The sequence below is a fragment of the Paenibacillus dendrobii genome, assembly GCF_009807035.1.
GTDB classification, from domain to species: domain Bacteria; phylum Bacillota; class Bacilli; order Paenibacillales; family Paenibacillaceae; genus Paenibacillus_AQ; species Paenibacillus_AQ dendrobii.
The window spans coordinates 56,163-75,692 of the sequence record NZ_WUBI01000005.1; the positions used below are offsets into that span (position 1 = coordinate 56,163).

A 19,530-nucleotide genomic window follows, 5' to 3' on the forward strand; every position below is an offset into this window, starting at 1 on the left:
CCTTTTTCAAGGGCATGCCTTTTGCAAGTCTTTAGGCAGAAATTCCTGTTTTTTCTATGGGTTCGTACCTGCGGCAACAAACTGCTTCATCGTACGGTACGCCTGCTCGAAACAAAAGCGCATCGTGTCCGTCACTCCGTACATATACCTGATTTCCTCTTCGTTCCTGCTGCCCGTCAGACTCTCTGAAACCGTTTGGTGCAGTGAAGCAGCCCAAATGTCAATGGTCTCGTCGTTTTCATCCACAATGGAAAAATAATCGTCCGTGCCGTAAATGGCCATGATAAATTGCGTCCACAGCTCCTGCGCAAAATAAAAAAGCGTAGGTTCCTGGACCTCTGTCTGCCCTGCTACACGTTCCGTGATCAAACTGACCTGAGGCGGAAATTCATCCGGACTCAGCGGTACAGCCTCCACGTCGATTCTGGCCCGTTCCTGGCCCCGAAGCAGTTCGATGTTCCCCTGCATTCCGCGCTTCCGCAGCGTCTGCAGGACTCTGAATTGCAACAGCGGATGAAGCGGTCGGCTTTGCAGCCATTTCACGAGCGACTGGTCGATGGCTGCGCCTTCCAGATAAGAAAGCTGTTCGAGGGCAAGCATATTTTGCTCGCTCAGTGGTTCCTGCATGGCCGTTTCCAGCAGTTTGTCCGCATAGAAATGGTCTTCAGCCAGCTTCGCCTGAACGTTCTGGCGTTTCATCTCATCCTCGCTTTTCTCATCCTCTTCAATCTCCCCGGGATGGTCACCATCCTCGTTGCTGCGATTGTATTGGGGAAACGCTGCTTCCAGCCACTCCAGCAGTGCCTGCCACTCATCATAATGCCGCTGATCCTGTCCTTGACACTGCAGCAAAAAGCGCAGAAGTTCCATTGCTTCCCCGTACCGTTCGTTTTCCAGCATGACTGTCAGCTGAATCTGATAGAAGTCGAGTGTCTTTGGAAAGAGGACTAAATTGTCTTTTGTGGGGGAATTGGAATCTTTAATAGGGGGTTCCTCCTTTCTGTCCGGGTAAGGGCAATTAATTGTTGATTATAGCATACCCGCTTTGCACATGAAAAAAAACCGCCTGCATATGTACATGACTCTTTCGAATAAGCATATAGTGTTCGACGTAAAATCCAGGTACAGAAAACATTAATGAATTATGTATGGTTTGAAACAGTTTTCCGGCCTTTTTCAAGTTTTATTTAATTATATTAAATTAATGTTGTAAATTATTTATCCATATGATATGATATTTCTTGCTTGAAATTTTTCATGTCCCAGTAGCTCAGCTGGATAGAGCAACGGCCTTCTAAGCCGTCGGTCGGGGGTTCGAATCCCTCCTGGGACGTACATAAAAGCCACTCTTCGGAGTGGTTTTCGCTTGTCTAGAGAGATGAGAACCCATCAGGGTTCGTCGGAGCATTTGCATCGTTAGCTTCAGCTTCGCAGTCAGCCCGAAGGGCTGTATCCCTCCTGGGACGTACATAAAAGCCACTCTTCGGAGTGGCTTTTCGCTTGTCTAGAGGGATGAGAACCCATTAGGGTTCGTCGGAGCATTTGCATCGTTAGCTTCAGCTTCGCAGTCAGCCCGAAGGGCTGTATCCCTCCTGGGACGTACATAAAAGCCACTCTTCGGAGTGGCTTTTTGCTTGTCTAGAGGGATGAGAACCCATCAGGGTTCGTCGGAGCATTTGCATCGTTAGCATTCGCTTCGCAGTCAGCCCGAAGGCTGTATCCCCCCTGGGACGTACATAAAAAGCCACTCTCAATCGTCTCTTTTCGTTTGCGGTACAACTGCTTCCCGGATCGGCTCAGTCGGTTATTCCGTATCCATTCCTTGCTGTCTTATCAGATATGCCGGGTCACACTTTGCGGTGGTTTCTGGATTGCATGCACTGACTAAGCAGTCGACACTGCAGGCATTAGACCGAATCCGAGGCACTTTTTGTCAATGACATCAGCAAGGCTCATTTTTGCTATGTAATTCAATTTGTCTTCAATGGGATCAGCTGATTCATCTCCAGAAGGGACCATAACCGGTCCGTCAATTCTTCCGCGGAACATGGCATGGATTGGTTGAACCACCACTCGATCACACCGACGATCGCCGAACTTATGAATTGCGCAAATATCGATTTGCTCAGGTCATCTATGCTTAAATTGGTTTCGTTCATATGTTCAATGATCTGTTTATTGATCATACTGTTCAGATGAATCCTGAAGGAAGAAACGTCTTTGATGCTCAACAAGGTCTTATATAATGGAGCATTTTGCTTGATTTCTTTAATCGTATGGAGTAAGGGAGTCTTCGTCGGAAAAGGTCCCTTCGCATCCGCGGAGTAACAGCTTTCCATCAAATGAGTCAGTTGGTCTTCTATACACTTATCCAATAGATCGTATTTGTCCGAGTAATGCGAATACACGGTGCCTCGATTGACGTCGGCACGCTCTGCGATATCGTTGATCGTTATTTTCTCGAATTCTTTCTCAGCTATCAATTGCATTAAGGCATTCATTATGGCGGCTTGATTTTTTTTGATTCTTCTGTCCACGAAAGAACCCACCTTTATTAAACAATTCATATTAATCTGTTGAAAAACCAACAAAACCGGTACATCTAGTCATTGCTGCCGGCCTAAAGTGACTGGTATCCTGATTTTATTCAATGAATGATCAGAAATCAACAGATGTTGAATAGAGGGGATATAAAGATGAGGATATTGGTTTATGGGGCGGGCGTTCTGGGCAGTTACCTTGCTCATGTACTGGTGCGCGGAGGGAATGAGGTTACCGTGCTGGCAAGAGGCAAGAGAGCCGTGCAACTGAAGACGAATGGGCTTGTTATCCGACATTACTTTCAGCGCCGCAACACAGTCGATGAAGTAAACGTCATTCAAGAGCTTACTGCTGACGATCTCTACGATCTCATTTTTGTCGTTATGAAATACAATGATTTCCCATCCGTTCTATCTATACTGGCCGAAAATCAGTCTTCCAATATCGTTCTCGTTGGGAATAATGCGGATGCCCTTGGGATGCAGATTGAAATTCAAGAAAAAAGTAAGGCCAAGAAAAACGTCATCTTCGGCTTTCAGATTAGCGCGGGAATCCGAGAGGAGAATGGCCGTATTATCTGCATCCGCGGAGGCGGGCAAATGATATTAGGCAGCTTAGACGGAGAGATCACAATAAAACCTATCCTAGAGAGCGCATTTAAGAAAGTGAAGTATAAATTAGCTTATCATGAGGATATCGACGCCTGGCTTAAAAGCCATATCGTCACGATCGTTGCCTTGAACTCGGTTAGTTATCTTTACGACGGCGATTTAAAGAAAGCAACGAAGGACAAGAAACTATTTAAACAGGCTATTTCCGCAATGGACGAGGGGTTTCAGCTATTGGAGAAGCTAAATTACACGATCACTCCTGCCAGTCAGGTTAACTTTATTCGTAAGCATAGATGGATCACATACCTGGGTCTAATCATCGTTCACAAATTGTCGTTTATGAAATTGATAGATGGTTCTTTCAGTGAAATTGCTGCTTTGTTCGATTCGTTCAAAAAGCTGAAAAAACATATCACTATCGCGACTCCCCATTGGGACGAGTTGGAGAAGCGAACGATGTCCAAGTTTGCTAGCCGCTAAAATTCACCCAACCTTTATGTGAATAACTATTCTGTTCAAATGCTCTTCGAAAATATCTCTAAAGTCAAAACTATCGTAAACTCCGAATCTCATTCCATCCAACTCATTAAAGTCATGCTGCTGCTTCTAAAACATCTCACTCGAATCGCGAATCACTACTAAATAAAGCAGCAGCCACCATATGCAAAGGTGGCTGCTGTTTTTATCCCCTCTCGCGATGCGAAGGCGATTACCGCAGAGAGTTGCTCATGCTTAAACAAAGAACCAGCCATAAAGATGGCCGGTTCAGATCATGCTGAGTAGCAGCGGAGAGTACGAAACAATTTCGAATAAGCGGTTGCGGTCGCCTGAAAGGAAAGCTCCATCGGAAGCGTAAGCTTTGCTGAGTTTAATACCGCTAATATGAATTCAATAAACTTGGGGGCCACAGCGATCGGAGTCGTGAACCCCCGCAGCTCACTCCTCCTCCGACGCCTGCCTGGCATGAGTATACAGCTGCTCATAATAGCCATGCATGGCGATCAGCTCATCATGCGTACCCTCCTCGACTGCTCTTCCGTCCTTCATGACGAGAATGCGGTCAGCATGCATTACCGTCGATAAACGATGGGCAATGATGAGCGTCGTCCGTCCCTCAGACACGGTCTGTAGGGCATTTTGCACGAGCTGTTCCGTCTGGGAATCCAAATGCGCCGTAGCCTCATCGAGGATCAGAATGCGCGGCTCGAACACCATGATTCTGGCAAACGAGATCAGCTGGCGTTCGCCTGCGGACAAACCGCTGCCTCTCTCGGACAGAAGCGAATCATAGCCCTGCGGCATCCGCATGATCATTTCATGCACGCCGACATGACGGCAAGCTTCCATGACCTTTTCCCGGGAAATGTCGGATTGAAACAGTCTGACATTATCCAGCACGCTCCCCGAAAACAAGAACGGCTCTTGTTGAATCAGGCCGACCAGACGGTGAAGCTGCTGCTGGGGAATATCGCGAATGTCGATATCGTCAATCCGGATACTGCCCCGGTTCACGTCATAGAAACGGTTGAGCAGACTGATCAACGTGCTTTTTCCTGCTCCCGTCGTACCGACAATCCCTACCATTTCGCCGGCATCCAGATGAAGATCCAAATGGGGGATGACCGGTTTGGAAGGCGCATACCCAAAAGTAATATGGTCAAAATCCACTTTCCCGCGGGCTTTTTCCACCTTCAGAACGGTTTTGTGGTCAGGCTGTGGATCCTTCACATCCGGTTCGGTACTGAGAATCTTCCAAATCCGGTCCATGGAAACCATCGTCGACTGGAACGTGTTCCACTGCATCGTGATCTGGTTGATCGGCTGGAAGAACTGCCGGATATAGCTTGTAAATGCGTACAGCACGCCAACTTCCATCGTATTGTGGAATACGGCCATTCCTCCGAGCCACACGACAAGTACCAATGCAAGATTGCCCAAGATGTCAAAGGTCCGGTTGAACAGAACGTTAGCGCGAACCTCCCGCATATTCCCTTCCCAATAACTCTGGTTATGCTCGTTAAAGCGGCGGGTCTGCTCTGCTTCTTGGCGGAAAGCTTGAATCAATCCCATGCCGGAGAGGTTCTCCGCGATGAAACCGATCAGACGCGACAGCCGACTCCGGGTGACCTGGTAAGCCTGACGCAGATAGTTCCGGAACAGGAAGGCCACCAGACCGATGACAGGCAAAATGGTGAGCGAATACCACGCAAGCGTCGTATCCAGCCGGAACATGAAATAAATGATCAGGACCAGGGTCATTCCGTCACGAATCAAACTCAATAAGACTTGCGTGAAAAACTGGCTAATCGTCTCCGTATCGCTTGATACGTTCGTGACCAGGCTCCCGCGGTGAACCTTGTCAAAATAGGACATAGAGAGCTTGGAAATATGATGAAATAAGTCCTTGCGGATTTTCGCCACAATGCCCTGTCCCGCAAACTGAAGCAGGTTGTTTTGCAGATAGGTAAACAAGAAGCTGATCAGCGAAATTCCAAGGTATATCCCCGCCATCAAGGCGATAAAGCCAAACTCGGCTTTTCCTTTGGCGAGATGATCGTCAATGACGATCTTGACCAGATAAGGCTGGAGCAAATCCGCGGATATGCCCAGAAGGGCACAGAAAAAGATGCCTACGAACGTAAGTTTATGCGGCTTGGCATACTTGAGTATATTTTTAAACGCTTCAAATGACTTCCCTTTGCTATCACCGGAAGCCTTATTACCCGCTATCGCAGCGGAAGAAGAATTAGGCATGCTGCAGTCCCTCCTGTTGAATCCGGTACAAGGACGCATACAGACCATCTCTGCGGGCCATTAACTCTTCATGGCTGCCACGCTGTACAATGCGTCCTTCATCCAGAACGATGATCTCGTTGGCATGCTGCACGCTGCTGATCCGATGGGCAATAATCATCGTCGTCTTGCCTTGGCGTTCTTTGACGAGATTGCCTAGAATTCCTGATTCCGTCAGGGTGTCCACCGCGCTCATGCTATCATCGAGAATTAGCAGCTCCGGTCTTTTCATCAAGCCTCTCGCCAGGCTGGCACGCTGCCTTTGACCGCCCGAAAGCGTAAGTCCGCGCTCACCCAGCTTGGTTTGGAACCCTTCCTTAAATGTATTTACGCTGTCCAGCAGTAAAGCCTGATCCGCTGCGCTGCGTATTTGCTGCATATTCGCCGAACGGTCACTAAAGGCGATATTATCGGCAATATCGGTACTGAACAAAAATCCGTCCTGAGGCACATAGCCTATTTTCCGGCGCAGCGTATCCAGAGAAACCTCTGTAATATCTTCACCGCTGATGCGGATTGCGCCTTCGGGAGGCTCATAGACCCGAAGCAGCAGCTTCGCAAGTGTGGATTTGCCGCTGCCCGTGCGACCGATCAAGCCTACCGTATGGCCTTTGCGTATTGTAAAGGTGATGTCTTCCAGCGCTTTTTCCGAAGCGCCCGGATAAGTGAAATTCAAATGATCGATTTCGATATCTCCAATGGAACTTAACTCGATCGCCGAATCATGGTCTCTTACGCTTGGCACTTCGGCCAGCAGACGATTCACCCGCTCCAATGAAGCGCCGGAGCGCTGCATCATGTTGATGACATTGCCGATTTGCTGCAGAGGTCCGGTCAGCATCCGCAGATAAAAGGTCAACGCCACAAAGCTACCGAGAGACAGATGGTGCTGAATAGTCATGTAACCGCCAACAAGAAGCGACACGACCAGGGACAACGCGCCTAGAAAAGGCAGGATCGCTTGGAATAGAGAAGACATCCGCACCAGACGGAGCTGGGCTGCCCTTACTCCGTCTACCGTGTCATCAAATCTCCGCTGCGCCGTATCCTCCATCGCAAACGTCTTCGTAACACGGATCCCTCCAATTTGCTCATCAGCGGATTCCGTCATTGTGGCCAAATCTTCCTGCACGTGCATGGATCTCTCACGTATCCGCGGCCCGAAATAAATGACCAGAAACGGGATCAGGATCAGCGGACCTACGCTGACAAGAATCAGAATCACGGGAATCCCCGTAATCAACATCATCGCCACACAGGAAATAACCATAAATACCGCATTCGTCGTTTGCGTTACACCGAAGGATATGGCCTCCCGCACCGAGGTGACATCATTCATGACGTAACTGAGCAGCTTCCCTGTCCCTTGCCGGGAAAAGAAATCCTCGCTCAGTTTGGCAAACTGCGTGAAAATCTTGCCGCGCGTAATGAATTCAAAACGCCGGCCCAGCCTCATGATCGTAAATTGACCAAGTCCGAACAAGACGCCATAAGAAACGGCTATTGCAAGCAAAATGAGGCTGTACTGAATAATTCCATTCCGTCCCAGTGAGCCATCCTTCAGTCCATCCGTTACCTTTCCCAGCATCTGAGGCAGCAATGACTGGTCTACGTTAGACAGGATAATCAGAATAACGGCTGTGAGGTAGAGCAGCTTGTTTTGCTTCACATAACTGGTGAGAAGTTCAAAGTTTTTCAATGATTTCGTCCCTCCTTAGGCTGATACTTCAAATTCCCTTACCGGATCTTTATCTAAAATATAGCATACTTAAAAATAATCCGTGGCATGACGGCGGGGTGCTGCGAGCGATAAACCGTTGATATGACTGGGTTTTCATATGTTAAAAAAAGTATACCCCTGCATTCTTCATGCGGAGGAGAAGCTTGATTCCATTTTCGCCTATAGTTATAAACTATATATTCTATAGCATTTATATATTTAACTTATAAGGAAATCTATGCAACAATAATGCCAACAAATAACCGGAGGTGTCTTAAATGGAATCCCACAATCAATGGCAGCCGCTTTCTTATGATCAAAAGCTGGGGTTTGTATCCGAATACGGGAAAGGTCTTGTGACATTATTAAACCCTGTGCAGGGGGAAATGATTCTTGATCTCGGCTGCGGTACCGGCGACTTAACGTATGAGATCTCGCAATCCGGTGCCAAGGTGATCGGCATGGATGCCTCTGCAGAGATGATCGGCCGCGCGAGGGAAAAGTACCCGGAAATCGAGTTCTTCATCGGCGATGCCCAGCATTTCGAAATCCAATCCCAAGTTGATGCAGTTTTTTCCAACGCCGCTCTTCATTGGATGAAAAATGCTCCAGGTGCTGTAGAATGCGTATGGAACGCGCTGAACCCAGGGGGACGCTTTATCGCGGAGTTCGGTGGAGCCCACAATGTAAGTACCATCGTCAATGCCATTACGGATGTCCTGACAGGCGATTACGGTATGGACGCCGCTGCGCGGAATCCCTGGTACTTTCCCAGTCCGGCAGAATATGCATCTCTTCTCGAACAGCAGGGGTTTATTGTGCGCTTGATGTGTTATTTTGACCGGCCCACCAGACTTCAAGACGGACAGGATGGCATGCTCAGTTGGCTGGCTCAATTCGGCGATGACTTTTTCCGGGGCATGGAGCCTGAAGAGATTCGGAAGACATGTCTAAAAATCGGCGAAAAGGTTCGTGGAACCTTATGGCACGACGGAGCGATCTACGCGGATTATAAGCGCCTGAGAGTGATTGCCGAGAAACCCGCTACGTCCAGCCGGAATTCTGCCCTTTAAATGAAAAACAAAAAGAGCTGTCTAGGCAGCTCTTTTTCCCATGCGAGTTCAGCTTTCCGTTTTTCGTATCGAGACAGGAATCCAGATTTCGCTCCTGAACCGGGGTGAAGACAGATCCTTACTTTCATTCCACAACATCTCCGGGCCTTCCACCATCTCATAGTTCGAGGAGGGAAACCATTCGGAATAGATACGTCCCCACACCTTTTGGAGCGTTTCCGGAAAGGGTCCGACAACTTCGAATACGGCCCATGTCAACGGAGGAACTTCAAGATGAGCCAGATGCTCCGGGCATTCTTCCGTTGTGGCCGCACCGATATAGTGATCGAGCTCCCCCTGCTCATCCATCCGGCCTTCTGAAAAATTCGTGGATGCGCTGATCAGTCCCTTCGGATCGACATTCGACAACGTTTTAAACAGCTGAATGTTCTCATGATCCAGACTCTCCCACATCGCAGCAATCTCCGGATTCACCCCGCTGAAAATAATCGGTACTTTTTTCATCAATCCAACGATCCGAAATGCCTCTTTCTCTTCAATCCGATAATTCATTTCATCTCCTCCTGAAATGGTTAACTGGAAGGTCAACGGCGGATAAGCTTTGAGAGATCGTCCATGATCTTTCACTTCCGACGGTGTTAGACCGTGCAGCTGCTGAAACGCTCTTGCAAATGAATCCGGGGAGCTGTACCCGTATTTGATGGCGACATCGATCACTTTGGCTTCGCAACCAGACAGCTCGAATGCGGCTAGAGTGAGCCGTCTTCGCCGGACATATTCCGAAAGGGGAATTCCGGATAAGAACGAGAACATTCTTTTGAAATGATATTCAGAACAAAATGCCCGCTTGGCCGCTTCCTTATAATCAATATCGCCCGTCAAATTCTCCTCGATATACCGAATCGCGCTGTTCACGTTTTTGAGCAAATCCATTCCTTATGACCTCCCTATGCCCTTAGAATACCAGGAGTAGTATACGCCCTCCCGACCATTCGTGCACCGAAATGCAGGATTCCTTATCGATCAAATGCCATTCCTCACCGTCGGTGCTTTTCTCTGCTAACAAAAGGCAGCTCCGAGGTTGAATGCTCACCCTCTCGGAACTGCCTTTTTGTTTGTTTATTTATTTTTCTCCAATATAGCGGTTATTCCCTGCTCCCCAACCGGCGAGCATATAGATGATGCCGACCACAAGAAGAAGCATCATCGGCACGGTCCAGTTGCCCGTCATATCGTGGACAAGACCGAACAGAAGCGGACCTACCGCTGCCAGAAGGTAGCCGATGGACTGGGCCATGCCTGACAATTCCGCAGCTTGGTGGGAATGGCGAGTACGGAGCACAAAGAACATCGTGCATAATCCAAAAGCTGACCCTGTTCCCAAGCCAATCGGTATGACAGCCACAGGCACGAGCGCTTGAACACCGGTCAGCAACAGTACAAAACCGATCATCAGGCAAAGGAACGTGAGGAACACTAGCAGGCGCTGGTTTTTAAATCGCGCAGCCAGAATCGGAACCACAAAGGTGGCTGGTACGCTAAATAGCTGCAGAAGCGACAGCATCCAACCGGCTGTCGACGGACTCATGCCGCGCTGAGTCAATATTTCCGGAAGCCACGCGACGACGGAATAGAACACAAAGGATTGCAATCCCATGACGATAGTCACCTGCCAGGCCAACTTCGATCTCCAAATGCTGCTTTTGCCCGAAACCTGCACATTCGCGGCTTCATGACGATAGCGGAGCTGTGGAAGCCAGACAATAAGCGAAACGGCAGCCAGTATACCCCACATGGCTAAGGAGCCGCGCCAGCCTGATTGCAAATGAGCTGCCACCGGCACGCTGATCCCCGAGGCAATCGCCGCAAAAATATTCATGGAAACGGAATAGATGCCTGTCATCACTCCCGTTCGGAGCGGAAAATCGCGCTTGATCAGGCTCGGCAGCAATACATTGCTAAGTGCGATGCCTAACCCGAGGAGTATGGTACCCGAGAACAAAGCGAGCAGTGTGGGGATAAAACGCAAGGCAATGCCCGCTGTTACAGCACATACCCCCAGAAATAATGTTCTCTCCATCCCCCAACGCCGCGAGATTTTCGGCGCAAGCGGTGACATCGCCGCAAAGGCGAGCAGCGGAAAGGTTGTCAGCAGTCCGGCTAAAGTATGTGACATGCTGGTATCGCCGCGAATAGTTTCAATAAGCGGTCCTACCGCCGTAATCGGTGATCGAAGAGTGGTTGCTATCATAATGATACCGACAAGCAGCAAAACTGCTTTCATTCCGGTGGAAACCGGTGCCGTATCTGTCTGATTCTTTACTTGAGTTACGTTATTCATGATGTTCTTCCTTTCCTCCTTGAATATCCTTCAGCAGCATGTCCCGCGAAGCGTCAATGTATTTCCGGACCGTTTCCGCAGAACCGGCTGCATCCTGCTCAATAATTTTTTCAATAAGACACTTGTTTAGCTCTGCGTGCACTTGCTGCAAAGCTAAATAATCTCTTCCATAGGATACGACCTGCTGGACGGCTTCTCCAATGGATTCATACAAATCGCATAAAATAGAGTTATGCGCAGCGGCGATAATTCTGCTGTGAAAAACACAGTCCGCACGGATGAAACTGTCGATGTCCCCCTCATCTTCAGCCTTCCTGTAATCCTCGTAAGCAGACCGAATCTGTATAATATCTTCAGGCGTCCGCCGCAATGCGGCCAAACGCGCTCCCTCCTGTTCAAGAGCGAAACGCACATCCAGTGTGTCGCTTAGCTTGGAGCGCTCCAGTCTGCGCGTTAGTGCCGGCGTCAGGCTGCTAGATGAGCAGACATAAGTTCCGTCACCCTGCCTCGTCCTGAGCATGCCGGCGTGGATTAACGCATGCACAGCCTCCCGGATCGTATTTCTGCTCACGCCCAGCTCTTGGACAAGCTCGGGTTCCGCAGGGATACGTTCTCCAACCGGCCATGTTCCGTTCTCTATCAGCTGCTCCAGCTGGGCAACAATCTGCTCCACCAGCGTTCGCTTCGTCGGACGTTGTAAGTTCATAATCATAAGTCCTCCAAACATAGGATGTTTGGTTCATTATAGCATAGATTTTGCTTTTAGCCGATGTTTTTCTGAAAATAATATGTAAGAATTTCTGGAATTCCCGTTTCCCATAAAAAAAGACTGCTCCACTGGAGCAGTCCACCTTTCTATCGGTACATGCTGCGTATCATGAATAAAATAAAATCAGGCCTGAAATTCGCGGCGCTGTGACGCCGTTTTATTCCGATACATCGCAGGAAGCTTGAAGAACAAGAAGCTGTAGATTTCCACGATCGCGACTGCCCCGATCACGTCCATGATGACATGCTGCTTCATGAAGAGCGTCGAAGCGATGATCAAAAGCGACATTCCGCTGATCAAAGTCACATTCAGTCGATTCCGTGCAGGACTTTTCCAAATCATCCGCATCACCATATAACTGGAGAAGCAATGAATGCTTGGAAAGCAATTAAACGGCTGGTCACGATTGTATATAAACCGCGTCAACTGCGCGAACGGGTCATTTCCGATCACTTCAGGCCGGGGGACGGTTGTCTGGAACACCAGATAAACACCGTAGCAGGTAAGCGCACAAACCGTGTACACCAGCAGCGAGCGATAATAGGAAGGACGGTCGCGGAAGAAAAAGTAGACCAGACAGACATAAATATAGAAAATCCATACTCCATAGGGAAGGGCGAAATATTTAATAAACGGCGTCGCCTGATCCAAGGGAGTAAGAAGAGAATAGACTTTATTCGTCGGCTGGTTTACCAAGTGATACAGACTGCCCAAAACCGGAAAAATAAGCATGAGCAAGATTGGAGCCCAGTACAGCAACTGCCGAGGAGTCCTGTTTTTAAGCCATGTCATTTCATCAGTACCTTTCTGCGTTCAAAAATCGCGGCATTGGACAACGCATCCAGGCATTGCCGCAAAACCTTGCTGAATCATTGTACTCCGCGATCCGCCATCATTCAACACCAATATATGTAGATATTTAGGCGGAAATTTCAGCTTTCAGCCAAGGAAAAACGGAAAATTTGGCTCAGTACAACGGCCGCCCCGCCAATCAGGTTTCCATCCGTACCGAATGAAGAGGGTTTAATGGGGATCCCATCTTTCAGAATCCGCATTCCGCGTCTTTGCACATGCTCCCGAATCCGCTCCAGAAGTACCGGATTATCGTAGGCCAGGCTGCCGTCCATAATAATCGCGCCCGGATTAAATAAATTCAACAGATTAACGATACCGGCGCTTAAATGCTCGGCAACTTCCTCGTTGATATCCATGGACAGGGCATCGCCAAGGCGAATCGCTTCTTTATATAAAGACGGACGAATTTCCGAAAAGTTACCCCGGCAGAGCTCGCTTAACACCGTCGGTCTCCCCGAGGTGATTCCCGCTACGATCCTCGAATACACCGCAGACCAGCTGACTGCGTTTTCCAGGCATCCTACGTTCCCGCATTCACAACGGATTCCGCTCCGGCTTACGCTCGTATGGCCGAATTCCCCCGCTCCTCCGCTGCTGCCGCGCAAGACATTGTCATTGACCAGAATTCCCGCACCAACCCCGTCGCCGACGACAATATATATCAAATCCGGATATTCTCCGCAGTTTCCGAACCTTCTCTCCGCCAGGACAGCGGCGTTGGCGTCATTCTCAATCCACGTCCGCAGTCCATAACGGCGCTCAATGATTTCTTTTAGTGGAACATGATCCAGACGAAGCTTTGAGTTATAGTACACGATTCCTTTCTCCACATTGACCACGCCTGGAACCGTGACGGCGATGCCGGCGCATCTCTCAAGGTCCCTGCAATCCTGCATAAATAAATCCAATTCTTCTGTCATGAGCTGAATGACCTCTTCGCCGGTCTCCCCCTTCACTGGCTTAAGACATTTCCGCTTGATATGGGCCTCCAGATTCAGCTCCGCAAGCTCTATGCTACTATTCGTTATGGCCACCGCGATAATAAAGTGGTTATCGGGCGCAAACTGCAGCAAAATCGGCTTTCTCCCGCCGCTGGATTTACCTGCGCCTAGCTCGGATACATAACCTTCCTTGATCAATTCCTGCACCGCAGATGCCACAGTCGAGGGGCTGATGCTGCATTCCTTCGCAAGGCTGATTCTCGAGATCGGTCCGCTGCCGCGGATTTTATTCAGAATCATGGAACGGTTCAGCTCTTGCACCAGCTTCAAATCGCCTTTTCTCATTTGTTTCAACAATGTTCTCCTTTCTTCTTCAGGATACGATCATTATCTTCCATCTTATTCCATTAATTTCGTAAAATATAGTTCGATTTACACGCTTCATAAGACTTATTCCAACAAAAATAATATGTACATCTTCTGCCACCCATTCTTCTTTCCCTATACATCACTAAAATCTGGAAAAATAATATATTTTATATTTTTGTAATCGCTTACTTGAAAAAAATATACTGCAAAGCTATAATCTTACGCAACAGATGTCATAGTTTCCCTAATTTTCTAAATAGCAACCATTAGAATCTTCATTCACTTTTTTCGATGAATGGAATAACTATGATCAAAAAGTCCGGGAAAGGAGGTATTTTGTACATACTTGGCAGCGTTTTTGAAGAATAAATCCGTATTATAAACAAAATTAGGAGGAAATGTCGATGAGAAAAAAAGCTTCTGCACTCATAACGATTCTGTTCCTGTTTACTACGGTTTTAGCTGGCTGTGGCGGTTCGTCTTCCGGGGAAGCGGGCGGCAAGAAAGTGCTCAACGTCGCTTTATGGGACGAAAATGTAAAAGACACGCTCACCAAAACGATCCAGCTTTATAACAAAAGCCATCCGGATGTTGAAGTGAAAGTCACTTATACCCCATGGGCGGACTATTGGACGAAGCTCAAGACAAGCCTGGCCGGCAACAGCGGTCCCGACGTGTTCTGGATGAACGGGCCGAACTTCTACGCTTATGCCTCCAACGGCTGGATCAAGGATCTGCAGCCGCTAATCGATCAGAGCAAGCTCGATACCTCCGTATATACAGAGGCGCTTGTGAACCTCTACTCATACCAAGACCATCTCTACGGTCTCCCTTATTTCCTCGACGCCGTAGGACTTTACTATAACAAGGAATTATTCGACAAAGCCGGGATTGCCTATCCGGACAATAACTGGACCTGGAACAGCATCGAAGAGAATGCTGCCAAGCTAACGGACAAAACCAGTGGCGTTTATGGATATGCCGCCTTGATCGATAGCCAATCGGGCTACTATGATCTGATTCATCAGGCCGGAGGTCACATCATTTCTGACGATAAGAAATCATCCGGTTTCAATTCGCCTGAAGCATTGTCCGCATTCAAGTGGGAGCAAGGTCTGATGGAAAAGGGCTACTCCCCAACCGCACAGCAGCAGCTTGAGACCAAACCCCTGCAGCTGTTTGGCTCCGGCAAGGTGGCTATGTTCCCTGCCATTTCCGTCAGCGCGCCTGAGCTCTATAAGCTTCTTGGAGACAAGCTCGGCGTAGCCCCGCTGCCAGCAGGCCAGAAGCAAGCGACGATCGTCCATGGCCTGAGCTGGGCTATGAACGGCAAGACCAAGCATGAGAAGGAAGCCTGGGATCTCATTCAGGTCCTCTCCGGCAAAGAAGGCGAGCAGCTGCTCGCAGACTCCGGCTTCAGCATTCCGGCCTATAAAGGTACGGAAGACGGCTGGCTGAAATCCATCCCTTCCCTGAATCTGCAGGTGTTCGTCGATAGTCTGAAGTTTGCCGTTCCTTATCCGGTGTCGGAGAAAACAGCCGAATGGCAGGACGTTGAGAGCAAGGAAATTCAGGATGCCTTCCTTGGCAAGAAAACCTTTGAAGATGCGCTCAAAACGATTGCGGATAAGATGAATGGAATCCTCGCCTCAGAAGGCAAAAAATAGCCTGCACATTGTACCCTTCGAAAAAACGTTCAAGCCCGGCTACTAAGGGCTTGAACGATCAAAAACGAAAGGAAGGTGCTGCCATGAATCCCTCCGCGTCCGCAGCGAAACACCAGCCCGGCAGACCCGTAAATAAAAAACGCACATTCTCCAAGCTTTCCGTTCGTGAAGCCGCTTGGGGGTATCTGTTCATCTTGCCCGTAGCGCTGGGTCTGGCCGTATTTTATATGGCTCCCTCCGCCGCGTCATTGTTTCTCTCCTTCACGTCCTGGGACGGTATGTCTTCACCTGTCTTTAACGGACTTGATAATTTCACGCAGCTCGCCGGGGATGAGAAGTTCACCCGATCCCTGCTGAACACGCTGCTCTATACCATTGCCACCGTTCCACTCTCCATTGCCTTTGCCGTGATTCTGGCTGTATTGCTCAACCAGAAAATCAAGGGCATGATTCTTTATCGGACACTATACTTCATTCCCGTCATTACCATGCCTATTGCGGTCGGCATGGTCTGGAAATGGCTGTACAACTCGGAATTCGGCCTGATCAATTTCGTGCTCGGCAGCCTGCATCTGCCGCAGCCGAACTGGCTGTTCGATGAAAAATTCGCCCTGTTCTCCATCGTGATTGTCAGCGTATGGACAAGCATCGGATATAATGCCGTTATCCTGCTCTCCGGCCTTCAGGGTATTTCGGCGAGTTATTATGAGGCAGCTTCCCTTGATGGAGCCGGGACGCTGTATCGGTTCTTCCGCATCACGCTTCCTTTGCTTACGCCGAGCCTGTTCTTCGTTCTCGTGATGTCGTTCATCAACTCTTTTCAGGTATTCGACCTCGTCTTTATCATGATGGGGCAGCAGTCTTCGCTGCTCGATTCGACCCGGACCGTGGTATACAGTATTTGGGAGGACGGATTCAAGTATTTCAACATGGGCTATGCATCGGCAGAAGCTTTTATCCTGTTCATCGTCATTCTCGTGATCACGGCGTTTCAGATGTATTTCCAAAAACGCTGGGTTCATTACCAATAACGGAGGAGGGACACGTCCATGACAAGCTATTCTTCTTACAGATCCCGCAGAATCGCGGTCCATGTGCTGCTGATAGCTGGCGCGATCCTGATGATCATGCCTTTTCTGTGGATGCTATCCACTTCCTTTAAGTCGTTTGCCGACTCCATGAAGGTTCCTCCCACCCTGTTTCCTTCCGAGTGGCATTTCGAGAACTACTCCAAGGTGCTGAGCACCATTGATTTTGGCCGGTACTATGGAAATACCATTTTGGTCACGCTCGGACGGACGGCGGGGCAACTGCTCCTCTGCTCGCTTGCCGCCTATTCTTTTGCCTGTCTCAAATTCCCGGGCAAGAACCTTATCTTTCTGGCAATGTTGGCCGTGCTCATGGTCCCTTCCCAGGTCGTCATGATTCCGAGTTTCGTGATTATGCGCGAGCTGAACTGGCTTGACACATTCTATGTACTGATCATTCCTGGTATTTTTAGCGCCTTCGGGACCTTCCTGCTGCGGCAGTTTTTTATGACATTGCCAAAAGATTTGGAGGAAGCCGCCAAAATCGACGGCTGCAGCTACTTCCGTATCTATTGGAATATCTATCTGCCTTTGTCCAAATCGGCACTCGTGTCACTGGCGATCTTCACGATCCTTGCTTCCTGGAACGAACTGTTATGGCCGCTGATCATGACCAGCTCCGAGGACATGCGCGTCCTGTCGATTGGCATTTCCACCTTCCAGGGGCAGCATTCCACCGATTACCCTCTGCTTATGGCCGGAGCGGTGATGGCCACGCTGCCGATTATTATACTATTCATTTTCCTGCAGCGTTATTTCATTGAAGGCATTGCCATGAACGGAATAAAAGGCTAGCTCCATCCCACAATCAAACGAAAGAACCTTCCTACCTTAACGGTAGAAAGGTTCTTTCGTTTTTTTCAGGACACTACCTCTTCAGCTTGCGGTTATTGATCCACAGCGGAATCCGGAACAACAAGTTAAGGAGAAGAACGATGATAACCAGTACCGCAGCCGATCTGTCGGCGATTTGTGCGGCATCTTCGACAATAGCTTCAGACTGAACGTACCATAGATGAACAGCAAGCGTTTCGCCCGGCGAAAACAAGTTGAAATCCCACATCTCGCCCGAGGTGCTGAGACCCGCAGTCAGCAAAATAACGGCAGATTCGCCGAAAGCACGGCCAGCGACAAGACAGATGCCTGTGATAATACCCTGCAGCGCCATCGGCAGTACAACCGTACGGATACATTGGAATTTGGTCATGCCAAGTGCATAGGAGGCGTTCTTCACATCATTCGGCACGGCGCGTACCGCCTCCTCCGTCACCCTTGCCAGCATCGGCAGGTTCAGGAAGGCCAAGCTGACTGCTCCGCCCAGAATCGTCAAACCGATTTGAAAATATTCGGCAAAGATGGCGAGGCCCAGCATCCCGAATACGATCGAAGGAACGGAAGAAAGGCTTTCCACGCAGATGCGCAGCACCTCGGTAAATTTATTCTGTGGTGCATATTCAGCCATATAAATACCGGCGCCTACACCAATCGGAATCGAAATCACGAGCGACAGGAACAGAATATAGAAGGAGTTGAATAAAACCGGTCCGATTCCGCCGCCCGCATCCATGTCCTCTGGAAGCTTCATCAAAAAGTCCAAGGTCAATCCGGGAAGACCCTTGCCTAAGATCGTGAACAGAAGCCAGAGAATCAGGAGCAGCACAAGCGCCCCCAGACCATAAAAGGCTCCGGTTGCCAGCTTGTTGTACACAAGCGATCTTTGCATCTTGCGGCTGCGCGTCATGTCCGTCATACCTTGTCACTTCCCTTCCGTCCAAGATAGCGGATAAACAAAATGAGAATGAACGAAATGACAAGCAACAGAAATGCCATCATATGCAGCGCGTAGTTCCACGTCGAATCAAATTCCACGTTGGATATTTGCATGACGATATTGCTCGTCAGCACGGAGGCCGGAGTGAAAAGCGTCTTTGCCAGCTGTGCCGTGTTCCCGATGACCATGACAACCGCCATCGTTTCGCCGATCGCCCGGGTCATTCCCATGATAATGGCTGTGATAATCCCTCTGCCCGCCGCCGGAATCACGACTCTCATCATGACCTGCAGGCGTGTTGAACCCAGCGCATAAGCGGCCTCACGGTATTTTTTGGGTACCATGGAGATCGCATCGTCGCTAATGCGGCAGATGGTCGGCAGCACCATCAACGCCAGCACCAAAGCCGCCGCCAGCAATCCATCCCCCAGATTCTCCCCGCTCAGTCTGCGCAGGAAAGGAATCAAGACAGTCAATCCAAGGTATCCGTAAACGATGGACGGAATGCCGACCAGAAGGTCCAGGACCGGACGCATCATGTTCTTCATCCATTTCGGAGCGATCTCGGAGATCAAGACGGCCAGCCCTACGGCTACCGGCACAGCCATGACCAAAGTTAAGGCAGTCAGGGATAACGTATTGATGATGATCCCCGCCGCTCCATAATGATCCTCCTCCGGCGTCCAGTTAAAGGATAGGAAAAAGTCGGCAAAGGAGATATGGGCGAACGTCAGCAGTGCCGTTTTGCCGATAAAAAAGATCACTAGCCCGAGGACAAAACACAGCGCCAGAATACTGAACAGGAAATAATAATTAAATATCCGGTTCGTTATCCGGGCGCGCACATAGCGGCTGAACCGTTTACTGATGGGCTTCACGATTAAAGCAGAATCTTCGGGCACATATTGCTGGGTGGACGAGCTCACTTTAGTTTCCTCCTATAAAGCAGCCAGCCCCATTTCCGTTCAGGGCTGGCTGTCGTATGCATCTT

At 49.2% G+C, this 19,530-nt stretch carries 16 protein-coding genes, 1 tRNA gene and 1 pseudogene; 6 read left to right on the forward strand and 12 right to left on the reverse strand.

Going from position 1 to position 19,530, the window contains the following annotated elements; all coding sequences use genetic code 11:
• Window positions 1–54: 54 nt before the first annotated feature.
• Window positions 55–900: a hypothetical protein gene (locus GRF59_RS24450; RefSeq protein WP_160500355.1), complete on the reverse strand. Its 846-nt coding sequence runs from the start codon at window positions 898–900 to the stop codon at window positions 55–57.
• Between the two features lie 359 nt (window positions 901–1,259).
• Between GRF59_RS24450 and GRF59_RS24455 the strand changes: the two genes are divergently transcribed.
• Window positions 1,260–1,333, forward strand: a tRNA-Arg gene (locus GRF59_RS24455).
• Window positions 1,334–1,740: 407 nt separating this feature from the next.
• On the opposite strand, the pseudogene GRF59_RS29845 reads toward GRF59_RS24455, so the two are convergent.
• Together GRF59_RS29845 and GRF59_RS24460 are read right to left on the reverse strand one after the other, a co-directional pair.
• A pseudogene (locus GRF59_RS29845) lies at window positions 1,741–1,907 on the reverse strand (transposase); the annotation flags it as partial.
• A 63-nt stretch (window positions 1,908–1,970) separates the two neighbouring features.
• On the reverse strand, window positions 1,971–2,537 hold the full coding sequence (locus GRF59_RS24460) for a TetR/AcrR family transcriptional regulator C-terminal domain-containing protein (protein ID WP_160500356.1): 567 nt from the start codon (window positions 2,535–2,537) through the stop codon (window positions 1,971–1,973).
• A gap of 159 nt (window positions 2,538–2,696) precedes the next feature.
• On the opposite strand from GRF59_RS24460, the gene GRF59_RS24465 reads away from it, so the two are divergent.
• Window positions 2,697–3,632 (forward strand): ketopantoate reductase family protein, encoded by a 936-nt coding sequence (locus GRF59_RS24465; RefSeq protein ID WP_160500357.1) that lies wholly within the window; start codon window positions 2,697–2,699, stop codon window positions 3,630–3,632.
• A gap of 456 nt (window positions 3,633–4,088) precedes the next feature.
• Here GRF59_RS24465 and GRF59_RS24470 read toward each other — a convergent pair whose 3' ends face one another.
• A complete protein-coding gene (locus tag GRF59_RS24470; protein ID WP_160500358.1) occupies window positions 4,089–5,906 on the reverse strand; it encodes an ABC transporter ATP-binding protein in 1,818 nt (605 codons plus the stop codon).
• On the reverse strand, window positions 5,899–7,644 hold the full coding sequence (locus tag GRF59_RS24475; RefSeq protein ID WP_160500359.1) for an ABC transporter ATP-binding protein: 1,746 nt from the start codon (window positions 7,642–7,644) through the stop codon (window positions 5,899–5,901). Before GRF59_RS24475 ends, GRF59_RS24470 begins: the two co-directional genes overlap by 8 nt.
• Before the next feature lie 299 nt (window positions 7,645–7,943).
• On the opposite strand from GRF59_RS24475, the gene GRF59_RS24480 reads away from it, so the two are divergent.
• Window positions 7,944–8,738, forward strand: coding sequence for a class I SAM-dependent methyltransferase (locus GRF59_RS24480; protein WP_160500360.1), 795 nt, complete (start codon window positions 7,944–7,946; stop codon window positions 8,736–8,738).
• Window positions 8,739–8,786: 48 nt separating this feature from the next.
• Here the strand turns inward: GRF59_RS24480 and GRF59_RS24485 are convergent, their stop codons facing one another.
• The 5 genes from GRF59_RS24485 to GRF59_RS24505 form a co-directional block, all read right to left on the reverse strand.
• Window positions 8,787–9,671: an AraC family transcriptional regulator gene (locus tag GRF59_RS24485; protein WP_160500361.1), complete on the reverse strand. Its 885-nt coding sequence runs from the start codon at window positions 9,669–9,671 to the stop codon at window positions 8,787–8,789.
• Between the two features lie 190 nt (window positions 9,672–9,861).
• Complete coding sequence (locus tag GRF59_RS24490; RefSeq protein WP_160500362.1) at window positions 9,862–11,079, reverse strand: CynX/NimT family MFS transporter; 1,218 nt, start codon at window positions 11,077–11,079, stop codon at window positions 9,862–9,864.
• Window positions 11,072–11,785, reverse strand: coding sequence for a FadR/GntR family transcriptional regulator (locus tag GRF59_RS24495; protein WP_160500363.1), 714 nt, complete (start codon window positions 11,783–11,785; stop codon window positions 11,072–11,074). The genes GRF59_RS24490 and GRF59_RS24495 overlap by 8 nt, the downstream gene beginning before the upstream one ends.
• A gap of 186 nt (window positions 11,786–11,971) precedes the next feature.
• Window positions 11,972–12,640, reverse strand: coding sequence for a phosphatase PAP2 family protein (locus tag GRF59_RS24500; RefSeq protein WP_160500364.1), 669 nt, complete (start codon window positions 12,638–12,640; stop codon window positions 11,972–11,974).
• Between the two features lie 140 nt (window positions 12,641–12,780).
• Window positions 12,781–13,989 (reverse strand): ROK family transcriptional regulator, encoded by a 1,209-nt coding sequence (locus GRF59_RS24505; RefSeq protein ID WP_237392056.1) that lies wholly within the window; start codon window positions 13,987–13,989, stop codon window positions 12,781–12,783.
• A gap of 428 nt (window positions 13,990–14,417) precedes the next feature.
• Between GRF59_RS24505 and GRF59_RS24510 the strand changes: the two genes are divergently transcribed.
• The 3 genes from GRF59_RS24510 to GRF59_RS24520 all read left to right on the forward strand — a co-directional run bounded on the left by GRF59_RS24510 (window position 14,418) and on the right by GRF59_RS24520 (window position 17,563).
• A complete protein-coding gene (locus GRF59_RS24510; RefSeq protein WP_160500366.1) occupies window positions 14,418–15,680 on the forward strand; it encodes an ABC transporter substrate-binding protein in 1,263 nt (420 codons plus the stop codon).
• Between the two features lie 83 nt (window positions 15,681–15,763).
• A complete protein-coding gene (locus GRF59_RS24515) occupies window positions 15,764–16,711 on the forward strand; it encodes a carbohydrate ABC transporter permease (RefSeq protein WP_160500367.1) in 948 nt (315 codons plus the stop codon).
• A gap of 18 nt (window positions 16,712–16,729) precedes the next feature.
• Entirely contained in the window at window positions 16,730–17,563 is an 834-nt protein-coding gene (locus GRF59_RS24520) for a carbohydrate ABC transporter permease (protein ID WP_160500368.1), read from the forward strand.
• A gap of 73 nt (window positions 17,564–17,636) precedes the next feature.
• Here GRF59_RS24520 and pstA read toward each other — a convergent pair whose 3' ends face one another.
• Together pstA and pstC are read right to left on the reverse strand one after the other, a co-directional pair.
• Window positions 17,637–18,518, reverse strand: a complete 882-nt coding sequence (gene pstA / locus GRF59_RS24525) for a phosphate ABC transporter permease PstA (RefSeq protein ID WP_160500369.1) — start codon at window positions 18,516–18,518, stop codon at window positions 17,637–17,639.
• Window positions 18,515–19,465, reverse strand: a complete 951-nt coding sequence (gene pstC, locus GRF59_RS24530) for a phosphate ABC transporter permease subunit PstC (RefSeq protein WP_160500370.1) — start codon at window positions 19,463–19,465, stop codon at window positions 18,515–18,517. The genes pstA and pstC overlap by 4 nt, the downstream gene beginning before the upstream one ends.
• Between the last annotated feature and the right edge of the window lie 65 nt (window positions 19,466–19,530).

Excerpts from the sequence above, each read along its gene's own strand:
- GRF59_RS24495 (WP_160500363.1), bottom strand. The coding sequence starts at position 11,785 with ATGAACTTACAACGTCCGACGAAGCGAACGCTGGTGGAGCAGATTGTT.
- GRF59_RS24515 (WP_160500367.1), top strand. The coding sequence starts at position 15,764 with ATGAATCCCTCCGCGTCCGCAGCGAAACACCAGCCCGGCAGACCCGTA.
- GRF59_RS24500 (WP_160500364.1), bottom strand. The coding sequence starts at position 12,640 with ATGACATGGCTTAAAAACAGGACTCCTCGGCAGTTGCTGTACTGGGCT.
- GRF59_RS24490 (WP_160500362.1), bottom strand. The coding sequence starts at position 11,079 with ATGAATAACGTAACTCAAGTAAAGAATCAGACAGATACGGCACCGGTT.
- GRF59_RS24485 (WP_160500361.1), bottom strand. The coding sequence starts at position 9,671 with ATGGATTTGCTCAAAAACGTGAACAGCGCGATTCGGTATATCGAGGAG.
- GRF59_RS24470 (WP_160500358.1), bottom strand. The coding sequence starts at position 5,906 with ATGCCTAATTCTTCTTCCGCTGCGATAGCGGGTAATAAGGCTTCCGGT.
- GRF59_RS24520 (WP_160500368.1), top strand. The coding sequence starts at position 16,730 with ATGACAAGCTATTCTTCTTACAGATCCCGCAGAATCGCGGTCCATGTG.
- GRF59_RS24450 (WP_160500355.1), bottom strand. The coding sequence starts at position 900 with ATGCTGGAAAACGAACGGTACGGGGAAGCAATGGAACTTCTGCGCTTT.
- GRF59_RS24465 (WP_160500357.1), top strand. The coding sequence starts at position 2,697 with ATGAGGATATTGGTTTATGGGGCGGGCGTTCTGGGCAGTTACCTTGCT.
- GRF59_RS24480 (WP_160500360.1), top strand. The coding sequence starts at position 7,944 with ATGGAATCCCACAATCAATGGCAGCCGCTTTCTTATGATCAAAAGCTG.
- pstA (WP_160500369.1), bottom strand. The coding sequence starts at position 18,518 with ATGACGGACATGACGCGCAGCCGCAAGATGCAAAGATCGCTTGTGTAC.
- GRF59_RS24510 (WP_160500366.1), top strand. The coding sequence starts at position 14,418 with ATGAGAAAAAAAGCTTCTGCACTCATAACGATTCTGTTCCTGTTTACT.
- GRF59_RS24505 (WP_237392056.1), bottom strand. The coding sequence starts at position 13,989 with ATGAGAAAAGGCGATTTGAAGCTGGTGCAAGAGCTGAACCGTTCCATG.